The 18382-nt window shown below is 58.1% G+C and carries 17 protein-coding genes and 1 pseudogene; 9 read left to right on the forward strand and 9 right to left on the reverse strand.

Translation table 11 applies throughout. The features are described 5' to 3' along the window. Positions 1-122 precede the first annotated feature (122 nt). Positions 123-948, reverse strand: a pseudogene (locus tag QN370_RS14885) (Crp/Fnr family transcriptional regulator). A 183-nt stretch (positions 949-1131) separates the two neighbouring features. On the opposite strand from QN370_RS14885, the gene QN370_RS14890 reads away from it, so the two are divergent. After that, a complete protein-coding gene (locus QN370_RS14890) occupies positions 1132-1596 on the forward strand; it encodes a hypothetical protein (RefSeq protein ID WP_322126637.1) in 465 nt (154 codons plus the stop codon). Between the two features lie 250 nt (positions 1597-1846). Here QN370_RS14890 and QN370_RS14895 read toward each other — a convergent pair whose 3' ends face one another. The 4 genes from QN370_RS14895 to QN370_RS14910 all read right to left on the reverse strand — a co-directional run bounded on the left by QN370_RS14895 (position 1847) and on the right by QN370_RS14910 (position 5993). Then, positions 1847-2491: a response regulator transcription factor gene (locus QN370_RS14895; RefSeq protein WP_322126638.1), complete on the reverse strand. Its 645-nt coding sequence runs from the start codon at positions 2489-2491 to the stop codon at positions 1847-1849. Next, on the reverse strand, positions 2488-2640 hold the full coding sequence (locus tag QN370_RS14900) for a hypothetical protein (RefSeq protein WP_322126639.1): 153 nt from the start codon (positions 2638-2640) through the stop codon (positions 2488-2490). The genes QN370_RS14895 and QN370_RS14900 overlap by 4 nt, the downstream gene beginning before the upstream one ends. 299 nt (positions 2641-2939) lie before the next feature. Then, entirely contained in the window at positions 2940-5018 is a 2079-nt protein-coding gene (locus tag QN370_RS14905) for a CHASE domain-containing protein (RefSeq protein ID WP_322126640.1), read from the reverse strand. A gap of 192 nt (positions 5019-5210) precedes the next feature. Further along, complete coding sequence (locus QN370_RS14910) at positions 5211-5993, reverse strand: 3-hydroxybutyrate dehydrogenase (protein ID WP_322126641.1); 783 nt, start codon at positions 5991-5993, stop codon at positions 5211-5213. A gap of 190 nt (positions 5994-6183) precedes the next feature. On the opposite strand from QN370_RS14910, the gene QN370_RS14915 reads away from it, so the two are divergent. The 5 genes from QN370_RS14915 to QN370_RS14935 all read left to right on the forward strand — a co-directional run bounded on the left by QN370_RS14915 (position 6184) and on the right by QN370_RS14935 (position 11317). After that, the gene (locus QN370_RS14915; protein ID WP_322126642.1) at positions 6184-6630 is read left to right on the forward strand and encodes a DUF2721 domain-containing protein; all 447 of its coding nucleotides are present in this window, start codon (positions 6184-6186) and stop codon (positions 6628-6630) included. A 112-nt stretch (positions 6631-6742) separates the two neighbouring features. Further along, positions 6743-8068 (forward strand): dicarboxylate/amino acid:cation symporter, encoded by a 1326-nt coding sequence (locus tag QN370_RS14920; protein ID WP_322126643.1) that lies wholly within the window; start codon positions 6743-6745, stop codon positions 8066-8068. 189 nt (positions 8069-8257) lie between these two features. Next, positions 8258-9409, forward strand: a complete 1152-nt coding sequence (locus tag QN370_RS14925) for a hypothetical protein (protein ID WP_322126644.1) — start codon at positions 8258-8260, stop codon at positions 9407-9409. A 14-nt stretch (positions 9410-9423) separates the two neighbouring features. After that, positions 9424-9834, forward strand: coding sequence for a hypothetical protein (locus QN370_RS14930; RefSeq protein ID WP_322126645.1), 411 nt, complete (start codon positions 9424-9426; stop codon positions 9832-9834). Positions 9835-9949: 115 nt separating this feature from the next. Further along, positions 9950-11317: an NAD(P)/FAD-dependent oxidoreductase gene (locus QN370_RS14935; RefSeq protein ID WP_322126646.1), complete on the forward strand. Its 1368-nt coding sequence runs from the start codon at positions 9950-9952 to the stop codon at positions 11315-11317. A gap of 18 nt (positions 11318-11335) precedes the next feature. Here QN370_RS14935 and QN370_RS14940 read toward each other — a convergent pair whose 3' ends face one another. From QN370_RS14940 to QN370_RS14955, 4 genes are all read right to left on the reverse strand, one after another. Beyond that, positions 11336-11662 (reverse strand): NIPSNAP family protein, encoded by a 327-nt coding sequence (locus QN370_RS14940; RefSeq protein WP_322126647.1) that lies wholly within the window; start codon positions 11660-11662, stop codon positions 11336-11338. A gap of 28 nt (positions 11663-11690) precedes the next feature. Then, a complete protein-coding gene (locus tag QN370_RS14945) occupies positions 11691-12836 on the reverse strand; it encodes a PHB depolymerase family esterase (RefSeq protein ID WP_322126648.1) in 1146 nt (381 codons plus the stop codon). A gap of 43 nt (positions 12837-12879) precedes the next feature. Next, complete coding sequence (locus QN370_RS14950) at positions 12880-13248, reverse strand: CopG family transcriptional regulator (RefSeq protein WP_322127221.1); 369 nt, start codon at positions 13246-13248, stop codon at positions 12880-12882. 146 nt (positions 13249-13394) lie between these two features. After that, the gene (locus QN370_RS14955) at positions 13395-13544 is read right to left on the reverse strand and encodes a hypothetical protein (RefSeq protein ID WP_322126649.1); all 150 of its coding nucleotides are present in this window, start codon (positions 13542-13544) and stop codon (positions 13395-13397) included. Here QN370_RS14955 and QN370_RS14960 point away from each other — a divergent pair. From QN370_RS14960 to QN370_RS14970, 3 genes are all read left to right on the forward strand, one after another. After that, entirely contained in the window at positions 13543-16314 is a 2772-nt protein-coding gene (locus tag QN370_RS14960; protein ID WP_322126650.1) for a retention module-containing protein, read from the forward strand. The genes QN370_RS14955 and QN370_RS14960 overlap by 2 nt on opposite strands. After that, entirely contained in the window at positions 16304-16666 is a 363-nt protein-coding gene (locus tag QN370_RS14965) for a hypothetical protein (protein WP_322126651.1), read from the forward strand. Before QN370_RS14960 ends, QN370_RS14965 begins: the two co-directional genes overlap by 11 nt. Before the next feature lie 261 nt (positions 16667-16927). Further along, entirely contained in the window at positions 16928-18283 is a 1356-nt protein-coding gene (locus QN370_RS14970; RefSeq protein ID WP_322126652.1) for a TolC family outer membrane protein, read from the forward strand. Positions 18284-18382 lie beyond the last annotated feature (99 nt).

Raw genomic sequence — 18382 nt, forward strand, 5'->3', positions numbered from 1 at the left:
TCGTTAATATTTGCTGATTGGTGGGAAGGCAACTAATTAGACTTCAGCAAAAGGCAGAAGTCAGTAGTCAGCAGGCGTCAGCCAAACCGCACGCATCAAGAAGTCACCGTGCACACGTCACCTCACATCTGTGCGGTGATCGCTCCGTTACACGTTCCGCGTGGTGGCGAGTCGTCGTGCGGTTGCTGACGTGCCTTTCGGGAAGCGACCTGTTTGGCACGGGCGCTGGAGGGGGGGAAGGCGTCGCAAGGTTTTTAACGCATCGGCATCCTTGATCCCGATCGAGCGCTGATCGACGGTAATCAGTCCGATTTCGTTGAAGGCTGACAATGTTCTGCTGACGGTTTCAAGTGTCAGGCCCAGATAGCTGCCGATTTCATGGCGCGTCATCCGCAGGTTGAATAATTTGCTCGAATATCCCATTTCGGCATAGCGATCCGATAGCGATACCAGGAAGCGCGCGACCCGCGCTTCGGCACTGAGCGCACCAAGCATGCTGATCATTGCTTGCTCCCGCACCAGTTCGCGACTCATGACGCTGTAAATGGCGTGCTCGAACTCGAGATGGGTGCGTCCCAGTGCGGTGAGCTTCTTGAATGGCAGCAAGATCAAGTCACAGTTGGACAAAGCGACTGCCTCGGAGGCGTAACGTCGCGTGTGAATCCCATCGACACCGAAAAGATCGCCTTTCATCGGGAAACTCAGTACTTGTTCATTGCCGTATTCATCGATCAGCACGGTTTTCAGAAAACCGGAATGGACGATGTAGAGCGCATCGAAAGACTGGCCAATCGTGTGAATGCGCTGACCCGTCTTGAACTGAACATGCTGGAAGAGCACTTCTTCGTCGGCGATCAATGAAGCGGAAGTTGGAGGGATACGCAGGACATCGCACAATTCCTTCAGGTTAGACCAGAGCTTGCCCTGACGCTGCCATCCCGTTTCAATCGATGCTGCGCTTGGCACGGTCGGGGTAGATTCCGCTCTGATGGCACATAGTGGCGTTGTTAGCATAAATGACTCCTATTCCTTAATAAGCAAACTTCATTGATGCGGCCAATTGACATGGCGCATTCGTTGTCGTGCGGACAGGAGGCGGCATCGAAAATCACTTGAGCCGCACCTGCTTTCATGGAAGAAATCTCCAAAACCATGCGACTCGACGCTTTTCAGTGGCGTTTGAAAAGTGACTGCCGGACCTCAATCGCTGGTACCGGCTTTTCTTTTTTATCGGGCGACTACTGCGATGCCGCTTCCTGTCGATTTCGTAAGCTCGTGCCATCACTTGCTCTTACGCATCACTTGCGTGGGCGTTATCGAATAGCGTTGTCAGGAGAGTGCTGTGGCCCGTACTTCTCTCCGCGTTTGTGCGATTTCTGCTCCTTTTTTGCCCTGTCCTTTCACCATCCCGACGACGTTCCGTGCGGTTCGGCCGAAACGAATGGAACGTCAACATCCTGTCTTGCAAGTTTGCTTTTCCCGCTTGTTGTGACTCCGGTTACTGCGACTGAAATGGCCGGATTTTTATTGTTGATCCCTGTTTACGAGTTGAAATTATGGCAACTGGAATGGTTAAATACTATCGGTAGGGGCTGAATAGGAACGTAGGGTTTGGTTGCTTGCTGTAGGCGTTTTCCTACTGCTTTAACGAATCAGGTCGTGGCGACGTCATTCGCGACGACCTGATTTTCAGCAGGGATGGGTTCCTGATTTTCCGCTGGGGATGGGTCGCTCAATACGGCGGGTAGTTCCGCGCAAACTGGCAATAAAGGTGAGGTGTCGGATTCAATCGGGATCAAGCGGGTTCAATCCGGTTCAATCCGGTTCAATCGACAACCACCGACTGCTACATCTTGAAAGGCTTCAGCAATCGGCACGCCACGGCGTACTGCACCAGTTCGGCCAGTGAGTTCATTGCCATCTTGTGCAGGATGCGGGTCTTGTGTGTGCTGACAGTCTTGGCACTCAGATGCAGTATGTCGGCGATTTCGGTAATCGTCTTGCCACTGACGAGCAGGCTGAATACCTCGAATTCGCGATCGGATAATTTTTTGTGGGGATAGTCGTCATCGGATGGCATGGCATCCATGGCAAGCTGTTCTGCTACTTCGTTGCTGATGTAAGGGCGGCCAGATGCGACCTTGCGGATCGCGCTGAGCAATTGCATTCCAGCACTTTCTTTGGTCAGGTAGCCGCGTGCACCGGCGCGTATGGCGCGGATCGCATATTGCTCTTCTTCATGCATCGTGAGGATCAGAATCGGCAGCCGCGGAGCCTCGTCCTTGATCTGGCGGATCAGTTCGACGCCGCTGCGTCCCGGCATCGACAGGTCCAGCATCAGCAGGTCGAAACCGCCTTTGCGCACCTGGGCGAGAACTTCAAAACCATCGATCGCTTCACCGACGACTTCAATATCATCGGCACCTTCAAGGATGCGCTTGAGACCTTCGCGCATGATGGTGTGATCATCAGCAATCAGGAGACGGATCATCGGCAGACCTGGCGTAACAGGAATGGCTGTCGGGTCATGCTGTCAAGTGCCGGATCCAGTTTGGCGGTCATGCTGATGCGGCAACCAATGCCACTGGGTTCGACCGGGTTGTCCTGACTATGCGAGCCGTAATGTGCTGTGTAAAGCATGGTGTGTTTCGATCTCTGATGTGAGTCGGTCTGGTTGGGAGGGGCACCTTGCTTCTCAGGTGTTTCGGATGCGGTAGCCGTAAAAAATCACACGGCACGGTAGCGAGTAATCAGGTTTTTTTACCTCGCAACAAGCTATCTCAAATTAATTTCGTGTGATTGATGAACCTCAAGATCAAGTTGAATTCTGCGTCGCTGTCCAGCGCTATGTCGTCTCGGGCCTGTGCTGAACCGAGTGGCGGTCTGAGAGCAACGGTGTGATTGCCAGTGGCGTGCTGCACGGGGGCCGAAGCGCCGTGTCAGACGGTAGTCGATGCATTCAGCGGTAGCCTGATCCTGATCGTGGTGCCGCAATCGATTTCGGTCTCGATGGTCAGCGTGCCGCCCAGTGCTTCCACCCGTTCGCGCATGCCGGTCAGTCCGAATGTTTTGGAGCCGGCCTGCTGTTGCGGGACGAAGCCGCATCCATTATCGGAAATTGCCACCAGTAATTGGTCAGACGGGGCATCGATGTGGATCGTGATTGCGCTGGCTTTTGCATGCTTGGCAATATTGTTGAGGGCCTCCTGGACGATCCGGTATACCTGGTTGGTCAGCGTTGTCCCGACCAGCGGCGGACAGGCCGGCAAATCAAGATGGCAGGCGATCCGGTAGCGCTTGGCGTGACCATCGACCAGCAAGGCCAGTGCCTTGAATAATCCATGTTCGTCAGCCTGTTCCGATGCGGGATCAGCCAGAATGCGTCGTACCGAACCGACCATCGCATCGACCAGTTCATCGATACGGTCGAGGTGTTCCAGTGTCGCTGGCTGGCTGGCACCCGGTGCGTCGGCCAGTTGCGCTCGCAGCAAGTCCAGGTCCATTTTCATGGAGGTCAGCAACTGTCCGAAATCATCATGCACTTCCTGCTTCAGGTGTTTGTGCCAGTCAGTCAGCATGTCGTCGCTGGTGCGGTTCGACGGCAGCTCGTTCAATAAAATGGTGGTGCAGCGCCGGCGGCCACGGCCGGTCATGAAGATGGTGGCCTCGAACCCGAAGAGGCTGCCGTTACGGCGTCGCGCCTGCTGACCTTCCTGATCGGACAGCCGGAATACGGCAACGTCGTCGGGATGGTGCGTGAGGGATGCGATTGGCCGGGCACCCTTGAGTCGATGTGGCAATAGTTCCCGCAAAGGCGTGCCAAGCAGGTTGTCTTCGCCCGTACCGAACAACTGGCTGGCGGCACCATTGAAAACAATGATGCGCTGCTGGCGGTCGATACTGATGATGGCCTGCCGGTTCAGTGCGGTCAGTGTGGCGATCTGCAGCTTGGACTGCCAGGCTTCCTGTGCGTCCGCCCGTGCACGCTGACGGATGGCTTCGCGTCGCTGTAATGCTTCCCAGGTAAGCCAGCAGAGCCAGCCAGCCAGTAACAGGCCGGTGATGGCGACGCCGATCGAGGCCGTCGCAGGCGCGCTGGCGCTGCCGGTTTCCAGCGTCCAGGTCTGGCCATGCAGGCTGACTGGTCGCAGTGTCCGGCGTGCGCCAAACAGCTCTCCGGGACTTTGGTACAGCAGCGCGCCAGGGCCCGAAGCTTGCTGGTCGAATAAACGTAGTGAGACCGGCACCGTGCGGGCCGGTTCCAGCCCCATCAATTCCGCATCGATCTGCACGACCGTGAAGACAAAACCGATCAGCATTTCGCGACGCTGCGGTACCGCTTCCGGCACGATATTGCCGGGGAAAACCGGCAACACGAGCAGGAATCGGGGCGTCGTGCCAGGCCGTCCCGGCAACTTTGCGAGGGTTGGTGATGCACTTTCGGTGGCGTGTTGCAACGCAGGGACGAGGAGGTCATCCGACATCAAGTCATAGCCAGCGCGGGTAATCGGGTTGCCGTTTTCTGGCGCGGCGTAGAGTACCGGCGTCAGCGATTGGCCACTGTGCAACGGATAAATCCGGTAATCGGACTGACCATCCGCCTGCATGGCGTTAATAAGTGCGAGCTTGTCGGTCGCAGGCAGATGTTGCGCGTAGCCGAGCTGGCGCAGGCCTGCCGGCAAGCCTAGCCGCTGCAAATGTTCGAGGTAGGAAGTCCAGTGCCGGTGTTGCACTATGCGATCGAGCATGAGCATCGCGGCGGCGCTGCGTAATAACTGGATGTGGTTATCCAGATGGCGCTGCAATTGCGCCATCATGCGTTGTGTCTGCTGCTCGGTATCGAGCGTGGCGATGCGCAATTCTTCATTGCGCACGACGACGACGAGCAGCATTGTTGCTGCCAGTGCCAGCATCGGCAGCAACCACGTACCCTGGACGAGGACGTCATCAAGCAGTGTCTTGAGCCGCGTGCGCAATCGGCGGGAGGAAAAAGGGAGATCAGTAGCGGCCGATGGCATGGAGGGTGGTCGGATCGTGGATGGAGGGCAGCCGGGTCAGGTTGACCCGGCGACATCCGGCGATATTACCAACAGTCGTTATTGCTGTGCCTGTCGATGACGAAGAGATCCACCATCTTGTGGCAGGTGCGCATCGTTGCAGCCGCTCACCTGTGATTTTCCAGTGGCGGGGACACCTTTAACGCAGCGGATTTATTGCATGAACCAGCCGTGGCTGACGACGACCGACTGGCCGGTCAGGGCGCTGGTCGGAAAGGAGGCCAGAAAGACCGCCGTGCGGGCGACATCGGCCGTGGTGGTGAATTCGCCGTCGACGGTGTCTTTCAGCATGACGTTCTTGATCACGTCGTCTTCGCTGATGCCGAGTTCTTTGGCCTGCTCGGGAATCTGGCGATCGACCAGAGGCGTGCGCACAAATCCGGGACAGATGACATTGGAGCGGATGCGGTGCTTGGCACCCTCCTTGGCAACAACTTTGGCCAGACCGATCAGGCCGTGCTTGGCGCTGACATAAGGCGCTTTCAGCGGCGACGCTTCATGCGAGTGGACTGATCCCATGTAGATGATCGCGCCGCCATTGCCGCTGGCGATCATCGCACGCATGCAGGCACGGGTGGTCAGGAAGGCACCATCGAGATGGATTGCCAGCATTTTTTTCCACTTGTCGAGTGACAGGTCAACGATCGGGCTGATGATCTGGATACCGGCATTGCTGATGAGTATGTCAACGCCGCCCCATGCTTTCACGACCGCCGCGATACCGTCATCGACCTGCGCTTCGCTGGTGACATCCATGACCACGGCCATGGCCTGGCCACCGGCCTTGATGATGTCGTCGGCGGTGGCCTGGGCTGCGTCGAGCATCAGATCGGCGATGACGACGCGCGCACCTTCCTTCGCGTATTCAAATGCAATTTCCTTGCCTATTCCGCTGGCGGAACCGGTGATCACGGCAACTTTGTCCTTGAGTAACATAGGTCATCCTTTTTTAGCTGTTGAAGAGGCGTGGCAGTGCTGCGCCACACAGTATAGGACGTGCACTGACTCTGCGGCAGCAGGCGTTGACGCTGCCCGCGTTCACGGCTACGCTGCTGCGCAATGCGCTGGCTGGTCTGCGGTTGTGCGGACCGGCCGCTTTTCTTTTTTCTTCCTGATCGAAAACACCATGGAAATCCAGCTCGGCGATGTCGGACACATTATTCAACTGGCGATTGCACCGGTCTTCCTGCTGACCGGTGTCGGTACCAATCTGGTGGTGCTGACCAATCGGCTCTCGCGCATCATTGATCGTTCACGCGTGCTCGAAGAACGGATCGCGCCCGGCGCTGTGGTGGATGTGGCCGACAGCGCCGAAATCAACGTGCTGTATCAGCGCGGTCACCTGATCAACGTCGCCATCACGCTCAGCACGGCGTGTGCTTTGCTGGTTTGTCTGGTCATTGCGACGTTGTTCATGGGAGATGCGTTTGAACTCAATTTCGGGAAATTCATCGCGGTGTTGTTCGTGCTGGCGATGCTGTCACTGATCGTCAGCTATTTCTTTTTCATGCGTGAAATCTTCATTGCCACCAAGACCTTGACGATGCGGCGCCTGCTGCTGCGGTTACCCTGAAGGTTTTTCACTGTGGAAAACCGCTATTGCAAATATCATTCGCCACGCCCAAAATTCGCCACTCAATTTTGACGATGTTTTTTTTACAGATTTTTCCTGACCGGAGTACCCATTGACCCGTCCCCCGTTATACAAATCCCTCTATGCCCAGGTTCTGACCGCGATCGTCATCGGCGTCGTGCTGGGCCATTTTTATCCTGAATCCGGCGCGGCCATGAAGCCGTTTGGTGATGGTTTCATCAAGCTCATCAAGATGATCATCACGCCGGTTATTTTCTGTACCGTCGTCATCGGCATCGCCGGCATGGAAGACATGAAGAAGGTCGGCAAGACGGGTGGCCTCGCACTGCTGTACTTTGAAGTTGTCAGTTCGATTGCGCTGATCGTCGGTCTGGTGATGGTCAATCTGTTCAAGCCTGGCGTTGGCATGAATATTGATCCAACCACGCTCGATACCAAGGGACTCACCAACTATGTGGGTGCCGGCAAGTTGCAGAGCACGACAGATTTCCTGCTCAACATCATCCCGACCAGTGTCGTCGACGCCTTCGCCAAGGGCGAAATCCTGCAGGTGCTGATGTTCTCCATCCTGTTCGGTTTTGCGCTGCACCGGGTCGGTGGTCGCGGCACGCTGGTGTTTGACTTCATCGAAAAAATCTCGCATGTCCTGTTCGGCATCGTCGGCGTGATCATGAAATTTGCGCCTATCGGTGCGTTCGGCGCGATGGCCTTCACGATTGGCAAGTACGGTGTCGGCTCATTGCTGTCGCTGGGTATGCTGATGGGGACTTTCTACGGTACCTGCCTGATTTTCATTTTCCTGGTGCTGGGTTCGATCGCCCGGGCGACTGGCTTTAGCATCTGGAAGTTCATCAAGTACATCAAGGAAGAACTGTTCATCGTGCTGGGCACGTCGTCGTCGGAATCGGTCTTGCCGCGCATTATGGTCAAGATGGAAAACCTCGGCGTCAAGAAATCGGTTGTCGGCCTGGTGATACCAACCGGTTATTCATTCAATCTGGACGGTACGTCGATCTACCTGACAATGGCTGCTGTCTTCATTGCGCAAGCGACCAATACGCCGATGTCGCTGATGCAACAGATCACGCTGCTGGCCGTGTTGCTGCTGACATCGAAGGGCGCGGCGGGTATTACAGGCAGCGGGTTCATCGTGCTGGCGGCCACGCTGTCGGCCGTCGGTGGCTTGCCGGTGGCGGGCCTCGCGCTGATCCTAGGCATTGACCGCTTCATGTCGGAAGCGCGGGCGCTGACCAATCTGATCGGCAATGGCGTCGCCACGGTCGTCGTTGCCAAGTGGACCGGTGATGTGGACATGGCGAAACTGACCCACACGCTGGACCATCCGAACGAGATTGAAACCGACGAGCCGGAAGTGCTGGCCGAAAAAACGCATGGCGTGCCTCAGGCACCCTTGTAATCATGAAATTTTGCTGAAGACGTTTCACAAGATTAAGCTCGCCTCGGCGAGCTTTTTTTCTGGGCACTCGACAGACCATCGCGGTGCCGGGAATTGCTCTTCATGGCTATCTGGTTCGCTGCGGTTCGCCCTGTTTCGCCAATTCATGCAGCATGCCATCGGCCGTCTTCTGGAACTGCGACCCCAGGAATGGCACTTATCACCTATCCACTCTTCATTCTCAATTCGACGATAGCTCACCGGGAAGTGACGATCATGACAATTCCTGTTTCTCAGCACCGCCGTGTTCCCACGGACTTTGGCAAAACGGAGGCGGCTGCTCAGGCCCGCGGCACCGGCTTTTCGGTCAGGCCTGCGGCCAATAAGATCGCTGAAAAAATTCAGTCATTGTCTGCCCAGTATTCCCCGAAAAATCTCAGTGCTGCCTTCCATCGGTTGGCGGCAGACAGCGCTCCGCTGCGTCAACGGATCACGCTTGCTGCGAACAAGATCGCCGCACAGCTGACCGAAGCGCTCAATTCCATTGCGGGCATCGTCGGCGATTTACCGTCCGACGAGCCCTATCAATCGAGCGCGCCGCAACAAAATCAGAGCGGGTGCGGACATTCATGCGAGCAGCCTGAACCGGGCAAAGCGCAGACGCCGCCGAAACCTGCCGCACCGATGCCGCATGCGCCGCCAGACAACGCGGGACACCCGAATTACAAAGGATCCAAGGTATCAGTCAGCGCATTATCGACCACTGGTCTGGTAGAGCATTTGAAAAACAATGGCATGACGGACAAGGATATGCAGGCGCTGAAACAAGATATCCGGGATATTTATGGCGCTCATGGAAGTACTGCTTTGCAAGAGCAATTCGATAAAAAATACAGCAATGTGTTTTCAGAAAAAATCGCCGAGAACCCTAAAAAATTCGGTTTGCTGATGGGCCGTATCAAACTCACATCGGAGACGCCACCAAAACCTGCCGAACCGATGCCGCAGGCACCGCCGCCAAAAACTGCAGCACCGATGCCGCAGGCACCGCCTGCGCCGGAAGCTGCAGCGCCGGTGCCACAGGCACCGCCTGGTAACACGGGGCACCCGAATTACAAAGGATCCCTGGTGTCGATGAGCGCATCACCGCCCGCTGATCTGGTTGAACATTTGAAGAAAAACGGCATGACAGACAAGGATATGCAGGCGCTGAAACAAGATATCCGGGCAATCTGGGGCGCTCATGGAAGTACTGCTTTACAAGAGCAATTCGACAAAAAATACAGCAATGTGTTTTCAGGAAAAATCTCCGAGCACTCTAAAAACTTTGGCTTGCTGATGGGTCGTATCAAATCCACTTGAATGGCGAGGTACACATGACACAAGCATCTGACAATGATCTGAGCGCTGCCCTGATGGCACTGGAAGAAAATTCACCGCACGACAGCAAGCTCGCGGCGCTGCGTGCGCGTGCCAGTGTCGCCTTCCTGCAGGCTGTCCGCGAAATGGATGCGTTCCTGGCATCTGAAATTGCCGACCACGCAGCGCTACCTCCGACGCCACAGATACCCAAAGCGATGACCGTGCTTGCCTTGACGGCGACGGCACGTCAGCGCGAAGCCAACATCAAATCCCGCCTCGATCTGGCCACCATGCTGGTGATCGGTGCGCTCGACAATCAGAATAATCCGCAATGGGATCCGGCCAATCCCGATAGCAACCGTCGGGACGGATCACCCAATCCGATGCTGGCTCTGCTGGGTATCGCGCCAGACACCCGCAGTTAACTAGCCGGCGCTCCGCAATACCTCGCGCACCCGTGATCGTTCAAGAATGAGGACAAGGGTGGCGTTTGTGCGCGTCATGGCATCATGCGGTTCCATTTTTTTATAAGGCCTGCCAATGACTGCTCCGATAACGCTGCAAGCGATTGCTCCTGCACCTTCCAAACGGGCTGCCGGCGTGCCGCGCATCGTCGTCGTCGGTGGCGGTGCCGGCGGGCTGGAGCTAGTGACGCGGCTGGGACAGCGACTCGGCAAAACCGGGCGGGCCGAGATCGTGCTGGTTGACCGTTCGCCGTCGCATCTCTGGAAACCGTTGTTGCATGAAGTTGCTGCCGGCAGTATGGATGCCAATACCCATCAGGTCGATTATGTCGCTCAGGCGCGCTGGCATCATTTCGAATTCCAGCAGGGCGAATTGCGTGGTCTTGACCGCGCTGCCAAGCAGCTGAGCGTCGCGGCGCTCATCGACGAAGACGGTGTTGAGGTACTGCCGGCGCGCACGCTGGCCTACGACACGCTGGTACTGGCGATCGGCAGCACGACCAATTTCTTTGGCGTGGAGGGTGCCGCCGAACATGCGATGGCACTCGATGCGCTGAGCCAGGCCGAGCAATTCCGGCGTCGTCTGATTTCGGCCTGCATGCGCGCGCAAAATACCAACGCGAGCACACCCGGCGCGGCGTCACGGGTTGACGTCGTCATCGTCGGTGCCGGTGCCACCGGGGTCGAACTGGCCGCCGAGTTGCGCAATACCGCCGAGGTCTTCGGTGCCTACGGGCTGCATCATCTGGATGGCCAGCGTGATATCCACCTGACCCTGGTCGAAGCCGGGCCGCGCATTCTTGCGCCGTTACCGGAGCGCGTCGCGCTGCAGACAACCAAGTTGCTGGAGCAATTGAACGTGACCGTGCTGACTGGCGAAGCGGTCGTCAAGGTCGAGGCGCGTGCGGTGCTCACTGCCAGCGGCAAGTCCTTGCCGGCCGACTTGATCGTTTGGTCCGCAGGGATCAAGGTGGCAGCCATCCTTGGCGAGCTCGGACTGCCGGTCAATCGGCTGGGTCAGGTGCCGGTGCGATCGAGCCTGCAGACCGAAATCGATCCGGCGATTTTTGCGATGGGGGATTGCGCCAGTTGCCAGTGGCCGGAAAAAAACACCACGGTGCCGCCGCGTGCGCAAGCAGCGCACCAGCAAGCCACGTTTCTGGTCAATGCACTGCGCTTGCAGCTTGACGGCAAGCCGCTACCGGCGTTTCGCTTTCTCGATCACGGGTCGCTGGTGTCGCTTGGACGTTTCAGTGCGGTCGGGAATCTGATGGGCAAGCTAACCGGTAAAACCTTGCTGGTCGAAGGTTTGGTGGCGCGTCTGCTCTATGCAGCGCTGTATCGCTCGCACCGGATGGCGCTGCTTGGACCCCTGCGGATGATCGTGGACATGCTGGCGCAATGGCTGCGCGGCAAGACGGTGCCGCGTATCAAATTGCACTGAAACGTGCGGGCGGAGACGTCAGCGCAATGCCGAGTAAGCCGTCGGTACCAGAAACTGGTTCTCGATCCGCTCAACGATGATCGCTTCGGCTTCGGTGGCGGCGCGCTGGGCCAGCCAGTCGGGATCGCTGGCGAAGGCATTCCACTTGGTTTCGCGTTCGGCCAGGCTGTCCCATTGCAGCATGTAGGTTAGCGTCTGGTTGCTCTGGCCGACCAGGGTGGTCCAGAAGCCAACTTGACGAATACCGTATTTTTCCCAGAAACCAAGCGTGATGGTCTGGAAGCGATGGTTCAGCGCCGGCAGTCTGCCTGGCGCGCAATGGTAGGTGCGCATTTCGTGGATCATGGGATTCCTTGTGGGTTGATGGCTGCAGTCAGCCTTGTTGCGTAGCGAAGAATCGCATCATTTCGCGCGTCGCGTGCGGACCGCGCGCATCGGTATAGGTCCCTTTGCTGCTGCCACCCGACCAGGCATGACCGGCACCATGGATCAGCCATTGCTCGGCCAGCGGCGAGCCGTCGCGCTTCTGGTGTTGCGTGCGAGTATAGGTATACCCATCCGGTACGCGGCCGTTTTCAGTGGTCGACGGGTCCTCGCTGCGGACATGCTGTTCGATCAGTTGCTCGCCGTTGCGCGGATGGACGGTCTTGTCGCGGTCGCCGTGGAACACGATGATGGGCCGCGACCCGCTGGGCAGCGATTGCGCGGAGCGGGTTTCGTTCATGCCGCTGCGCATCGCCTGCATCGCCGACATCAGGTCGGTGGCGGCGGCGTACGGCAGGCCGGAATGGATGCCGACCGCAGCATACAGTTCCGGATACGTGTTGCCCATGATGGCGGCCATCGCTCCGCCGGCCGATAGTCCTGCGACATAAACCTGCTTTGGCAGTACCTTGTAATCGGCCATGATTTTGCGTGTCATGTCGGCGATGATCGACGGCTCGCCTTGTTCGCGCTGCTGGTCGACGGCATTGAACCAGTTCCAGCATTGCGAGCCGTTGGCCGATTTAGCCTGTGCCGGATACAGCACGAAGCAGGGTGTGCGTTCGGCTTGCGCATTCATTTCGGTGCCGGCGGCAAAGTCGTCCGGGTTTTGCGTACAGCCGTGCAGCATCACCACCAGCGGCAATGCCTGTCCGGTGTAGGCAGCGGGGACATACAACTTGTACTGACGGGTGCCCGCGGCATTGCTTAGCGTGCCTGCCAGGAACTGACCGCGCTCGTCGGTTGCCGGTGTCGGGGTGGCCGCCGGTTGCTGCACGCCAAAGCGCTGCAGCAGGTCGGCCACGAAGGCCGGGATGTCCGGTGGCGTGGCCACCTTCGGCGTCGGCGGCAATTCCCGGCCTGCCGGAGGCGGATTGATGTCCTTCATGGCCGGACGTTCGGGCATCGATGCTGCACCGGGCAAGCTGCGTTGCAGCACGCGCTGGATCAGGTTGGCAGCGATTCCTTTCGGGCCCGACTGCAGCAGGCGACTGGCTTTGCGCAGTAGTTCTTGCATGTCGTTGTTCAGTTTCATGGATATCCTTCTCTGAAAGAGGGGTGAATACGAGGTGAAAATATCAGTGGATACGGTCAGCCAGAGCGCGCTTGACTTCCTCGCTGGCATGCAGCGCACCCAGTACGACGATCGATTCGATCACGGCGAGTGCCAGTTCGGCACTGACATCGCTGGCGATGCTGGCCAGTCCGAGGATCTGGATCTGCAGTTTCTGGCCGGCCAGCTGTGCGGCTTCCAGATCGCTGCGGGAAAAATGATGCAGGCCGAGCACCATGCTCTTGCGGGCGACGGTTTGCCGGACGATGTCGGCATGCGTGCCGAGCTGGTTGCGGATGGCGGTGCGAATCAGGTCGGTACGGTTCGAATAAAACCCTTCCTGCACGAGCAGATCGATCTGGCCCAGATCAATCAGGCCAAGGTTGATCGTGATTTTTTAGCTTTCGGCGATTTTCGGGATCGCTTTGGCAAGGGTGCCGGGCTTACGCATGCGGTGTTCCTTATGAGTCATTTCTTGGGATTGGCATCTAAATGGATTCCATACGCCATCTGTGTGGATGGAATTATAGGCTGATGCGCTTATCCGTCAACCCGGGACGCATTTTTTCGCAGCATGGCGATGCCGGTCCGTTTGGTCAGGCGTAGTACTTTGGTCCAATAGCGTTGCCGCTGCAGTTCGTTACGATGATGGCAATTAATTAACGTCGTTTTCTTTTCGGGGATCATCATGGCCACTTCAGCAAACACCTCCGTCAAAACCGTTCCTGCCGGGAATAAGGTCGGCACCATCGGCACCGTCAAGCTGGTGGTGGGTGAAGTTACTGCAACCGATCAGGGCGGCGTCCAGCGTGTTTTGCATGAAGGCGATCAGGTCAGCGCCAATGACGTGATCCAGACTTCCGCAGACGGCGCAGTGGATATCGCGTTCATTAACAACACCCATGTCGATCTCGGGCGTGATGCCCGGATCGCGCTGGACGATAGCGTTTTTGATCCGCGCCAGGCCGCGACCGAGCAAAACGATATTGCGGCGATTCAGGCCGCCATTGCCGCCGGTGCCGACCCGACCACGCTGGTGCCAGCGCCGGCAGCTGGTGCGGGCGCGGCCGATGAAGGTGGTAGCAGCTTCGTGGTCGTGGACCAGCTTGCTGCACGGGGCAATGTGACGAGTGGCTTCGATACGGCTGGCGGCTTTGTCGCGCCGCCTGTCCCGCTGGTGAACGGCGGCTTGCTGCCAGTGGTGGCAGCGGCTGTAATACCGCCTGAGACGCCACCAGTGACGCCACCAGTGACGCCACCGGTGACGCCACCAGTGACACCGCCTGAGATTCCACCCGTAACACCGCCCGAGATTCCACCCGTAACACCGCCGATTACCGTAAATGATGTCATCACAACCAACGAAGATACGGCAGTCAGCGGCTCGGTGGCCACCAACGATACGCCCGGGTCAGCCGGCGGCAATGTCTGGGCCATCAATGCCGTTGCCAGTCACGGCGAGGTGGCGTTCAATCCGGACGGAACGTACACCTACACGCCGGTCGCCAATTACAACGGACCGGACAGCTTTAGCTATAACCTGACCGATGCGAACGGCAATGTCAGTTCGGCTATCGTGACCGTGACAGTCAATCCGGTCAACGATGCGCCGGTTGCGGTCAATGATCGTTTTAGTACAGGACAAAATTTGCCACTGGCTGGCACGTCGGTACTCGTCAACGACACCGATGTCGACGGCAATGCGCTCACTGCGAGGCTGGTCGCTCAGGCACAACATGGTGTTGTTGCCCTCAGCACGGATGGCACGTTCACCTATACGCCCACTGCGGGTTACCACGGTCCTGACAGTTTCACGTATCAGGCCAATGATGGTGTCGCCAACAGCAATATCGCCACCGTGACCATCGACGTCAATGCCACGCCGGTCGGAACCAAGGAGCAGTACGGTGTGATCCAGAACGGCACGCTGTCGGTGTCGGCGGCCAACGGAGTACTGACCAACGATACCGACGTCGATTCCACGGCACTGACGGCCGTGCTACTGCGCACGGCCTTGCATGGAACGTTGACGCTCAATGCGAATGGCTCGTTCAACTATGTCCCGGAGCCCGGCTATAGCGGCGGTGACAGCTTCACCTATCAACCAAGTGATGGCATCACGCTGGGTAGTCGCGTCCTGGTCTCGCTGTTCATTGATCCGCTGCCGCCGGTGGTGTTGGCCGCGATGGTGACGCAGGTGGGGATGCAGGCGGGGGCCGAACCGGCGGTCCTGTCGTCGTTCACCGATTTCAACAATGGCAGCGCTGGCGGCTGGGTCGCCCACAACACGGTGACCGGGACCACCGGGACAGTAGAGATCAATCCGGAATCGGTCTATGGCGGTCCGTCGACGACCAACCGGGTGCTGGAAGTCGAATCGGCTGCAGGCATCAATTCACTGCAACAATCATTTGAGACCCACAAGGGCACCGTGTATCAGGTCGAGGTCGATTTCTCGACGCGCGACACCGCCGGCGCAGCGGGCGACAACAGCACGCTGCAGATGCTGGTCAACGGCACGGTCATCGGTGTGATGCCGGGGGGCAGTAGTTTTGCAACCGCGCACCATACCTTTTCGTTTGCGGGTAGCGGCGGCAGCGACCTCGTCGAATTCCGTGCGCTCGATGGCAAGGTCGATACCGTGGGCGGGCTGATCGACAATATCCGGCTGACGCAAACGGCCAGTGCCTACCAGGATCATGCCGCGTTGCTGCAGCCCTTCACCAGCGTTTTCGGGGATGTGACCGATCAGGGTGCCAGTCATATGATCCGCCTGAGCGGGATGCCGGTCGGGTCCACCGTGACCGACGGGACGGCCGGCCACACATTTGTCACCACGGCCATCGGGCAGACCGTCGAGATTTTTAATCCCGATCACGCCAGTACGGCGAACTGGAATCTCAACACGATCGCGGTCACTGCGCCGGAAAAGTATGTCGGAGAGTTGCAGCTGACCGCGACGGAAAGTACGACCTCCGGCGGTGTTGCGACCGCTACCCATGATTTCGCGCTGAGCTATGGTCCCACCACCTTCACCGGCACGGCGGGAGTCGACATCATCCACGGCACCACGGCCAACGACATCATCAATGGTGGCCCTGGCGACGATATCCTCAGCGGTAGCCTGGGCACCAACACCTTTGTCTACCGGAGCGGTGACCTGGCCGCCGGCGCGGGCGGCGACCACATCCTCGATTTCAAGGTGGGCACGGCATCGACAACCGGTGATGTGCTCGATATCAGCGACTTGCTGTCCGGGCATGGCATCAGCCAGTCGGCATTTGCCGGTCATGAAGCCAACTTCCTGCAGGTGACCAGCACCGGCGGTGTCACATCGATCCAGTTTGATGCGGGCGGCACGGCAGGTGCCTCGCCGCTGCCGCTGGCCACGCTCGATGGGGTTGGTCCCGGCCTGACGCTCAACACCTTGCTCGACCATGGCCAGATCCATGCAGCCTGATTCGGTCAGCCCCTCCGAAGGCGAGGGCAACACGCTGCGGCACGCTGACCTGATCGCCGGTGCCAATGTACCGATGCCGCACTCCGGGGTGGTATCGGTGCCGGTTGCCGCGCCATCAGTGGGGTCGGAGTCGCTGCAATTGGCTGACTTGCTCGATAGTGGCAGTTCCGGTTTGTCCGTCACTGGCGGATTCGTCCTGTTCGAGCATCATGACAATCCCGGCAGCATGCACGTGCGCGTCATGCTCGAAGGGGCCGATCACCACCAGTTGTTCGACGTCGGCACGCTGGCGTGTGGTCCCGACCTCAATAGCCTGCTCGGGTTGATCGTGCCGGATGGCGCTTCAAGCTGATTGCAGCTTGTCGCAGCAGCCGGACTAGTGGTGAGAAATTTAACACTTTTAGTTTTCCATTCTCATGGAAAATGTTCACTCTCAAGGGAGCCATGCATTAACGGCCTCCTGTTTCATTCGGGAGCTAAATTTAGACAAGATGTGCGTCATCTATACCTGTGTCATGTCCATTGAAAATAACTTCTGCTATATTCAATGTCGAATTGACAATTCAATGCCGATTCCCCCGTAGTTTTCACTATTTTGGAAAGGGAGCTTCTCATGTCTGCTCGTGCGCGTAATTCATTTTCAGTGACCGTCATTGCTGCCGGTTTTCTTTTCATCGGTCCGGCGTCTGGTCAGTCATTGAAGGCAGCTGTCGAACAGGCGTTGCAAACCAATCCCGATGTGCTGGCCGATGCCAACCGGCGTTTGTCGACCGATGAAGCACTCAAGGCGGCAAAAGGTGGCTTTTTGCCCAAGGTCGACCTCGGGGTCGGCATGGGGCGCGAGTGGAGCGACAACCCGTCGACCCGCTTTAACGGTGGCACCTCGCTGCTGACCCGCAATGAAGCCTCGCTCACCTTGAACCAGATGCTGTTTGACGGCAACCAGGTGCAAAGCGAAGTCGATCGCAATCAGGCACGGGTCGCGTCGTCCGCCAACAAGCTCAGCGGTACGGCCGAGCAAACCGCCTTGCGCGTCATCGAAGCGTATCTGGAAGTGCTGCGCAACCGCGATCTGGTCGTGCTGACCACCGCCAATGCCCAGGTCCACTTGCGCACGTACGATCAGATCAAGATTCGCAGTGACAGCGGTGTCGGGCGCAAGGCCGATCTCGAGCAGATCAGTGCGCGGCAGGGACTGGCCAATGCCAACCTGACCTCTTCCGAAGCCAATCTGCGTGACGCCGAAATCAACTTCCTGCGGGTCGTCGGGAGCGCTCCTGCCAACCTCGACAAGGTCGACGGGCCGCCGGCCAGTCTGATCCCCGCGTCACTGGAAGCGGCACTGACAGCGGCGATCGACAATCACCCGACACTCAAGTCAGCCCGGGCCGACTTCGATGCCGCCAATGCACAGATCGTCGGTGCCAAGTCAACCATGTCACCGCGCCTCGATCTGCAACTCGGGACCACGATCAACCACGATATCGATGGCCTGCCGGGTCGCAACGACTCCCGTTTCGCGATGTTTCGCCTGCGCTGGAATCTGTTCAACGGCGGCTCGGATACGGCGCGTGTCAATGAAACTGTCGCCTTGTCCGGTGAAGCACGCGAGATCATGAATCGCACCTATCGTCAGGTCGACCAGAGCACGCGTCTGTCCTGGAATGCGCTGACATCGGCACAACTGCGGATGCCATCGCTGCGTCAGCATGCCGAATCCAGCGCACTGACCCGCGACGCCTATACCAAGCAATTCAGTATCGGCCAGCGGACCTTGCTCGACATGCTGGATTCGGAAAACGAAACCTTCACGGCGGCCTCGAATTACGTCAACGGACAGTACCTGGAAGTCTTTGCCAGGTACCGCGTGCTGGCCGACATGGGCCAATTGCTCACTGCATTGGATGTCGCAAAGCGTCCGGAGAGTATGCTGGCGACTTCGATATCGAATCCCACCGCAAAGAACTAATTCCGGACTGGCCGCAAGCGCCGTTCCGGAGCCGGAACAGCGCGTTTCTTATGACAGGGCAGGTTGATGCAGTTACGCGGCGCATCCACGATGATGGTG

It is taken from the genome of Actimicrobium sp. CCI2.3 (assembly GCF_035019065.1).
Classification (GTDB): domain Bacteria; phylum Pseudomonadota; class Gammaproteobacteria; order Burkholderiales; family Burkholderiaceae_D; genus Actimicrobium.

Coding starts and splice junctions, on each gene's coding strand:
- QN370_RS14890 (WP_322126637.1), top strand. CDS start 1,132: ATGGAAGAAATCTCCAAAACCATGCGACTCGACGCTTTTCAGTGGCGT.
- QN370_RS14895 (WP_322126638.1), bottom strand. CDS start 2,491: ATGATCCGTCTCCTGATTGCTGATGATCACACCATCATGCGCGAAGGT.
- QN370_RS14900 (WP_322126639.1), bottom strand. CDS start 2,640: ATGCTTTACACAGCACATTACGGCTCGCATAGTCAGGACAACCCGGTC.
- QN370_RS14905 (WP_322126640.1), bottom strand. CDS start 5,018: ATGCCATCGGCCGCTACTGATCTCCCTTTTTCCTCCCGCCGATTGCGC.
- QN370_RS14910 (WP_322126641.1), bottom strand. CDS start 5,993: ATGTTACTCAAGGACAAAGTTGCCGTGATCACCGGTTCCGCCAGCGGA.
- QN370_RS14915 (WP_322126642.1), top strand. CDS start 6,184: ATGGAAATCCAGCTCGGCGATGTCGGACACATTATTCAACTGGCGATT.
- QN370_RS14925 (WP_322126644.1), top strand. CDS start 8,258: ATGGCACTTATCACCTATCCACTCTTCATTCTCAATTCGACGATAGCT.
- QN370_RS14930 (WP_322126645.1), top strand. CDS start 9,424: ATGACACAAGCATCTGACAATGATCTGAGCGCTGCCCTGATGGCACTG.
- QN370_RS14935 (WP_322126646.1), top strand. CDS start 9,950: ATGACTGCTCCGATAACGCTGCAAGCGATTGCTCCTGCACCTTCCAAA.
- QN370_RS14940 (WP_322126647.1), bottom strand. CDS start 11,662: ATGATCCACGAAATGCGCACCTACCATTGCGCGCCAGGCAGACTGCCG.
- QN370_RS14945 (WP_322126648.1), bottom strand. CDS start 12,836: ATGAAACTGAACAACGACATGCAAGAACTACTGCGCAAAGCCAGTCGC.
- QN370_RS14960 (WP_322126650.1), top strand. CDS start 13,543: ATGGCCACTTCAGCAAACACCTCCGTCAAAACCGTTCCTGCCGGGAAT.
- QN370_RS14955 (WP_322126649.1), bottom strand. CDS start 13,544: ATGATGATCCCCGAAAAGAAAACGACGTTAATTAATTGCCATCATCGT.
- QN370_RS14965 (WP_322126651.1), top strand. CDS start 16,304: ATGCAGCCTGATTCGGTCAGCCCCTCCGAAGGCGAGGGCAACACGCTG.
- QN370_RS14970 (WP_322126652.1), top strand. CDS start 16,928: ATGTCTGCTCGTGCGCGTAATTCATTTTCAGTGACCGTCATTGCTGCC.